10 protein-coding genes and 1 pseudogene are annotated in these 5,589 nt (G+C 56.1%); 7 read left to right on the plus strand and 4 right to left on the minus strand.

Annotation, left to right across the window (positions count from 1 at the left end):
• Positions 1-32: 32 nt before the first annotated feature.
• Complete coding sequence (locus ABF287_RS08800; protein ID WP_347184639.1) at positions 33-752, minus strand: response regulator; 720 nt, start codon at positions 750-752, stop codon at positions 33-35.
• Between the two features lie 203 nt (positions 753-955).
• Here ABF287_RS08800 and mce point away from each other — a divergent pair, with 203 nt between their 5' ends.
• Together mce and ABF287_RS08810 are read left to right on the plus strand one after the other, a co-directional pair.
• Positions 956-1,360: a methylmalonyl-CoA epimerase gene (gene mce, locus ABF287_RS08805; protein ID WP_347184647.1), complete on the plus strand. Its 405-nt coding sequence runs from the start codon at positions 956-958 to the stop codon at positions 1,358-1,360.
• 27 nt (positions 1,361-1,387) lie between these two features.
• The gene (locus ABF287_RS08810) at positions 1,388-1,669 is read left to right on the plus strand and encodes a DUF1467 family protein (protein WP_347184640.1); all 282 of its coding nucleotides are present in this window, start codon (positions 1,388-1,390) and stop codon (positions 1,667-1,669) included.
• 22 nt (positions 1,670-1,691) lie between these two features.
• Here the strand turns inward: ABF287_RS08810 and ABF287_RS08815 are convergent, their stop codons facing one another.
• Positions 1,692-2,381 carry an EI24 domain-containing protein gene (locus tag ABF287_RS08815; RefSeq protein ID WP_347184641.1) on the minus strand — a complete coding sequence of 230 codons (690 nt, stop codon included), beginning with the start codon at positions 2,379-2,381 and terminating at the stop codon, positions 1,692-1,694.
• The gene (locus tag ABF287_RS08820) at positions 2,381-2,959 is read right to left on the minus strand and encodes a nitroreductase (protein ID WP_347184642.1); all 579 of its coding nucleotides are present in this window, start codon (positions 2,957-2,959) and stop codon (positions 2,381-2,383) included. The genes ABF287_RS08815 and ABF287_RS08820 overlap by 1 nt, the downstream gene beginning before the upstream one ends.
• 97 nt (positions 2,960-3,056) lie before the next feature.
• On the opposite strand from ABF287_RS08820, the gene ABF287_RS08825 reads away from it, so the two are divergent.
• Positions 3,057-3,344 carry a DUF167 domain-containing protein gene (locus tag ABF287_RS08825; RefSeq protein ID WP_347184648.1) on the plus strand — a complete coding sequence of 96 codons (288 nt, stop codon included), beginning with the start codon at positions 3,057-3,059 and terminating at the stop codon, positions 3,342-3,344.
• Between the two features lie 58 nt (positions 3,345-3,402).
• Here the strand turns inward: ABF287_RS08825 and ABF287_RS08830 are convergent, their stop codons facing one another.
• Positions 3,403-3,642: a hypothetical protein gene (locus ABF287_RS08830; RefSeq protein WP_347184643.1), complete on the minus strand. Its 240-nt coding sequence runs from the start codon at positions 3,640-3,642 to the stop codon at positions 3,403-3,405.
• A gap of 176 nt (positions 3,643-3,818) precedes the next feature.
• Here ABF287_RS08830 and ABF287_RS08835 point away from each other — a divergent pair, with 176 nt between their 5' ends.
• The 4 genes and pseudogenes from ABF287_RS08835 to ABF287_RS08850 form a co-directional block, all read left to right on the plus strand.
• Complete coding sequence (locus tag ABF287_RS08835; protein ID WP_347184644.1) at positions 3,819-4,562, plus strand: M48 family metalloprotease; 744 nt, start codon at positions 3,819-3,821, stop codon at positions 4,560-4,562.
• A gap of 160 nt (positions 4,563-4,722) precedes the next feature.
• Positions 4,723-5,028 (plus strand): DUF6455 family protein, encoded by a 306-nt coding sequence (locus ABF287_RS08840; RefSeq protein ID WP_347184645.1) that lies wholly within the window; start codon positions 4,723-4,725, stop codon positions 5,026-5,028.
• A gap of 119 nt (positions 5,029-5,147) precedes the next feature.
• A complete protein-coding gene (locus ABF287_RS08845; protein WP_347184646.1) occupies positions 5,148-5,405 on the plus strand; it encodes a DUF6455 family protein in 258 nt (85 codons plus the stop codon).
• A 65-nt stretch (positions 5,406-5,470) separates the two neighbouring features.
• Positions 5,471-5,589, plus strand: a pseudogene (locus ABF287_RS08850) (YigZ family protein); the annotation flags it as partial.

Genomic DNA, 5,589 nt, shown 5'->3' on the forward strand with positions numbered 1-5,589 from the left:
TCCAACGCCGAAGGCGCTGCATCAGCTTGCGCTTAGATGGCGCGTTTTTGGTCGATGCGTTTTTGAACCAATCCGGTGATGCGCGCGATGTCGGACCCAAGGGGCGCGCCCTGTTTACGGTGCCCCGCAAGGGATGTGGCCGCATCGATCAATTCTGTATCGCCAGCTGAGCGCGCGATGCTCGCCAAAAACTGCGCAATATAATCCAACATGTCCTCATCGTGGTTGAGCGTCATAAGATCCGCGATGTGCACAAAGTCGTCCTGAAGTGCCAGCAAATCGGGGCGGATAACTTCGTCCGACACCGAGCGCATTCCTTTCGGTTGCGCGGTTTTGGGCATCGCAGACAGCACAATCTGTTGAAATTCGCCGAGATTGGCGATGGGTTTGGCAATAAACCCGTCTGCGCCAGCGTCCAAGGCAAGGTTTTCTGTGCCCGTGTCCCCCGACATGCCCAAAATTACGTCTGTGCGCGGCGAGGCTTTGGACAGTTCTTCGATCAATTCAGCGCCAGACCCGTCCGGCAGACCCAGATCGATGATCACCACATTGGGGCGGAAAACACGCAGATGTTTGCGCGCATGTTCCAAAGTGTCCGCGCGTCGAATACGCGCGCCAGAGCGCAAGCACAGCAAGCGCAAAGCCTCAGAGGCAAAGCGGCTGTCTTCGACGACCAAAACGGTTGAGCCCAGCAAAGGGCGGTCGCGTGTTGGCATTTGCGTTGGCAAAAGGCTTTCAAGGTCATTGGCCATGATGAACTCTCCACGAATTTGTGTCGCATAAGTTAAAACCAAAGATGGTGAACACCGTGTTAACCTTGGGGCGCGCATGGAAAGAGTATCGCAACGCCTATCGCGATCTAGCCGAAATTGGGCGCTGTCCTGCGTCGAACCGCCGCTTGCGGGCGGGGGCTTTGACGGGTCATAACTGCGGCAAAAGCACGGGAGAGAAGACGATGATTGGACGTTTAAACCATGTCGCAATAGCGGTGCCAGATCTTGAGGCGGCCGCCGCGCAATACGCAGGCACTTTGGGGGCCAAGGTCAATCCGCCACAAGACGAGCCAGATCATGGTGTGACGGTTGTTTTTATTGAATTGCCGAACACAAAGATCGAATTGCTTTATCCCTTGGGTGACAACTCTCCCATCACGGGCTATCTGGACAAGAACCCGAGCGGCGGGATTCACCACATCTGTTACGAGGTGGATGATATTCTGGTCGCGCGTGACAAATTGCTGGCCGATGGCGCGCGTGTTCTGGGAACGGGTGAGCCGAAAATTGGCGCTCATGGCAAGCCAGTGTTGTTCTTGCACCCCAAGGATTTCAACGGCTGTTTAATCGAACTTGAGCAGGTTTAGACCGCTCACCTGAAAGGATGACATTCCATGTCAATTATCTCGGCCATTGTCTTGTATGCTGTCACTTGGTTTATGGTGATGTTTGTGGCTTTGCCCATCGGGTTGCGCACGCAGGGTGATGATGACGATATTGTTGAGGGCACGCACGCGGGCGCGCCGTCCAACTACCGTCCACGCCGCAAGGCACTTATCGTCACCTTGGTGTCTTTCGTGATTTGGGGCGTTTTGGTGTACGTGATCTTTTCAGGGGCCGTCTCGTGGCAGGACTTGGACTGGACCAAGAGCCTACCCGCCGTTGGTGACAGCTAAGCGCTGTTCTTTGCGGCGCGCGCTACAATCGCGCGCCTTCAAGACGCATAAACATATGCGTAAAGGTCGCCGCACCCAGCACTGGGATCAACAAGTTCACCAAGGGAATGGACAGCGGTACGGCCATCAAAGCACCGGCGAGCCAGATCTTCGGCGCGTGGCGCGCGCGTGCGGCTTTTGCGCCTGCGCGGCCCAATCGGCGCATGGCGACCATTTGAAAATACTCGCGCCCCAATAAGAACCCGTTGAGCGCCCAAAAGATGAACGGCGCGCCGATGCTGAGCACCAAGTACAGCAGCAAGGCCACGATATTGGCCACAATCAACACACCCAAAAACCCGAAAGTGTCGCGCAACATGTCGCCCCATTTTTGACGCGGCGCGGGGGGCAGGTGGGGATAGTGTTTGTCTTCAACAGCTTCGGAGACCTCGTCCAAAAAGAAGCCCGTAAAGGCCGAGGCCACGGGCACCATGAGGAAGACCGACAAGCCAAGCATCACAAAGAACGACCCGACAGAGAGCACAACGCCGAGGCTGATGTCGCCAATCAGGGGCAGGGTGACTGTGTCGGGCAAAAACAGCCCTAGGACCCAAACAAAGACCACATAGACCGCGATCAGCAAGCCAAGCGACAGGCCGATGCCTTTGAGCAAAACAGACTGAAACCGTTTGTCGCTCAATTGGCCGATGGCTTTGAAAAAGTCGTCAAACATTACTCGGAAACCCAAGTCGTGATGGCATCAAGGTCTGGGCGCGGGCGCTCAGGCGGGGCCATTTTTTCGGTGCCGATGTGAATAAAGCCAGCAATAGTTTCATGGGGCGCAAGGCCAAGACCTTGATCGCGAAAGACGGGATCATGCGAGGCCCAGCCAGACAACCAGTTCGCGCCCCAACCAGAGGCCAAAGCAACGTTGAGCAGCGCCAAACAGGCCGCCCCTGCGGAATAGACTTGTTCGATTTCTGGCACCTTTTCAGAAGGCTTCGGGCTGCAAATCACGGCAACGGCCAGTTCAGCGGTGGCATATTGATTGACCGCTTTGGTCAATTGCATCTCATCAAGATCGCGCGCCGCCCCGAGGTCTCGCACCAGTTCAGACAAACGGGTCAAAGCCGCTTTTTCCAACACCACAAACCGCCATGGCTCCAATTTGCCATGATCAGGCGTGCGCGCGGCAGCTGTCAAAAGCGTGCGCAGGGTGTCGTGGTCGGGCACGGGGCCAATGAGTGTTTTGGCAGGACGGGACCGGCGTGAGAGAAGGAAATCAACGGCGGCTTGGTTGCGTGCGGGCATTGCTTATGGCTTTCTTTTGAACGAACTTATCAGCTATGTCGGGGTTCTGGCGCGATTAATCAACTGCGTTTTGAATGAACGTGTGGACGAGGCTAACATGACCAGCGCACGACCAAATGACAAAGCCATTTTGCGCGACGACTTGATTGCGGCCTGTGAGGGTGACACTTTGTCGGTGCGCGTCACGCCAAAGGCCTCGCGCAATGTGGTGAAGGTGCAAGACGGCGTTGTGCGTGTCTATGTGACCTGCGTGCCCGAAGATGGCAAAGCGACCAAAGAGGTTGCAAAACTGCTGGCCAAGGCGCTGGGCGTTGCCAAATCAAACGTCACTTTGCTGCGCGGGGCGATCAGCCGCGACAAGCAGTTTAGGATCGCGGGTCTGTGACCTGATCAACCACCTGTTTGCGATATGTCCCCCGAGACAGATCCCACGCCGGCCCCAATCACGTTTTGCCTGGCGAGACGATATAAACCCCTTCGGGCAAATCCAAAGCCGCGCCCAAATCGCGCAGTTGTGCCATGGAAAATGAAATGCGTTGCGTCGTCCGCGTGCGGGCGTCGTATTGTTCGACTGTGATGCATTCGGAAAACGCTGAGACCACAACGTCTTCTTGCAGCGGCGCTTCGCCATCATCCACCAAAGTGATGACCGTGGCGTCAAATTCGTGTTCGATTGTAAACATACTTAGATGCTAGCGGGCCCGCCTGCATATGCAAGCAATTTGCCGCGCTTTCGGCCAATTTAAGCCGTTTCAAAACAATACGTAAGGTGAGGCTGGTATCATTTGATGAACCTGCGTAAAGTTGCGCCAATCTTCGGCGTGCCTATACATGCTTTTGGTCACTTTTGAGGTCTGTCTTGCAGTACCCCCTTGCGAAACCCGCACTGCGCGCATTTGTTGGCGTGGTTGCCCTGACATTCTTAAGCGCCTGTTTGGAGGTCTCAACCCCGACAAGCGCGCCAACTGTTGCACCTGTTGCACAGGTGACGCCAGCCCCCAAACGTGGTGCCGAAATCACAGTGGCAAGCGTCGTGCGCCGTGTGGAACCTGTGGCCGAAGCCGAATGTCGCAAACGGACCCAAGGCCTGAACTGTGACTTCAAGATTGTGGTCGACACCAACCCCAAAGCGCCCGCCAATGCCTATCAGTCGCTGGACCCCAACGGTCGCCCTGTTTTGACCTTTACCGAAACACTGCTGAAAGACATGAACAACGCCGATGAATTGGCATTTGTCTTGGGCCATGAAGCGGCCCACCACATTCGCGGGCATCTGCGTAAAACCCGCGAAAACGCAACTGTCGCAGGCGTTTTGGGCGGGGTCTTGGCAACAGTTATCGGTGCCGATGCCTCTGGGATTGAAGCGGCGCAGAACATTGGCGCTCGGGTCGGCGTGAGTGGCTATTCCAAAACCTATGAGCTTGAGGCCGACGAATTGGGCACCGTCATCGCCTATCGCGCAGGCTACGACCCGATCCTTGGCGCTCAGTATTTCACGCGCATTCCCGATCCGGGCAACCGTCTGTTCGGGTCACATCCGCCCAACAGCAAACGCGTCGATATCGTGTACAGCACGATGGAACAACTGCGCGGCGGTCGCTAAGACCCGCTACCGTTTGATGCCGTCTGCTGGCCTCACATAGACGGAGAAGGCGAAACACCCCTTAAATGCGCACCCGCATTGATCCGTGTCAAAGCTGCGACTTCGTAAAGCTGGCAAAAGATCCTCGATCTAACTGCCACGCTTTGCCAAAGGACAGCACATGACCGACATTGACGCCCGCCAAACGCCTATCACACCTGCCCAGCGGTCAACCCACGGCGACACCTGCTTGATGCATGGCATGGCAGATCATCTTGGCGTGAATGTCGAACAGGCGGCGGCCAGCGGCGTGATTGATCGCCCCGAACTTGGCCACATGGTTGAGCGCTGCGGGCAGTGCACACAACACGACGCCTGTATCTTGTGGATGGTCGAACACCAAGGCCCGCAAGATCATGCACCGGACTACTGTTTGAACACGCAAAATCTGAACTACATTCGCGCGGTGCAAAGCGGCAAACGCTAAACGCGCCGCCAAACACCATGGCGTCCCGTTTGATTTCGATCAAATCGAAAACCGCGCGCACTGGTTAGGGTCATCCAAACAGCAGCTCAAAAGCTCGCACAGCGCAAAAGGAATGACCCATGATATTTGATCGTATTGATCGCCACGCAAAACTCGTCAACGACATGGCGGACAAACTTGACATCGACCTGATCGAAGAGACCCTGCAAGGACATCTGCACCCCGACAACGTCCGCTCCCGCGTTATCCGCTGCATGGGCTGTTCCGATCCGACCAAATGCCGCGAAATGATGGACGCGGCTTCAAACGGCCTCGACACTCCTCCAAGCTTTTGCCGCAACGGGTCCGAATTCAAAGACGTCCTGCGCCGCAAGTAATCCAAGCCCCGCGCGCCCCGTCATCCGATATGGTCAAACATGGCGGCGTTGTTTACAACGCTGACATGCAGACCTTTGAGGGCATCATATCGGATCGTGGATCAAAATACGCGGTCTCTGGCGGGCCTTGCGCGTCTGCGGATGAGGCCAAGGCCTTCATCAAAACCCTGTGCAAAACCAAAAA

The sequence above is a fragment of the Pacificibacter sp. genome (assembly GCF_039769035.1).
Lineage (GTDB): Bacteria > Pseudomonadota > Alphaproteobacteria > Rhodobacterales > Rhodobacteraceae > Celeribacter.

Coding starts and splice junctions, on each gene's coding strand:
- ABF287_RS08825 (WP_347184648.1), top strand. CDS start 3,057: ATGACCAGCGCACGACCAAATGACAAAGCCATTTTGCGCGACGACTTG.
- ABF287_RS08800 (WP_347184639.1), bottom strand. CDS start 752: ATGGCCAATGACCTTGAAAGCCTTTTGCCAACGCAAATGCCAACACGC.
- ABF287_RS08830 (WP_347184643.1), bottom strand. CDS start 3,642: ATGTTTACAATCGAACACGAATTTGACGCCACGGTCATCACTTTGGTG.
- ABF287_RS08810 (WP_347184640.1), top strand. CDS start 1,388: ATGTCAATTATCTCGGCCATTGTCTTGTATGCTGTCACTTGGTTTATG.
- ABF287_RS08815 (WP_347184641.1), bottom strand. CDS start 2,381: ATGTTTGACGACTTTTTCAAAGCCATCGGCCAATTGAGCGACAAACGG.
- mce (WP_347184647.1), top strand. CDS start 956: ATGATTGGACGTTTAAACCATGTCGCAATAGCGGTGCCAGATCTTGAG.
- ABF287_RS08820 (WP_347184642.1), bottom strand. CDS start 2,959: ATGCCCGCACGCAACCAAGCCGCCGTTGATTTCCTTCTCTCACGCCGG.
- ABF287_RS08840 (WP_347184645.1), top strand. CDS start 4,723: ATGACCGACATTGACGCCCGCCAAACGCCTATCACACCTGCCCAGCGG.
- ABF287_RS08845 (WP_347184646.1), top strand. CDS start 5,148: ATGATATTTGATCGTATTGATCGCCACGCAAAACTCGTCAACGACATG.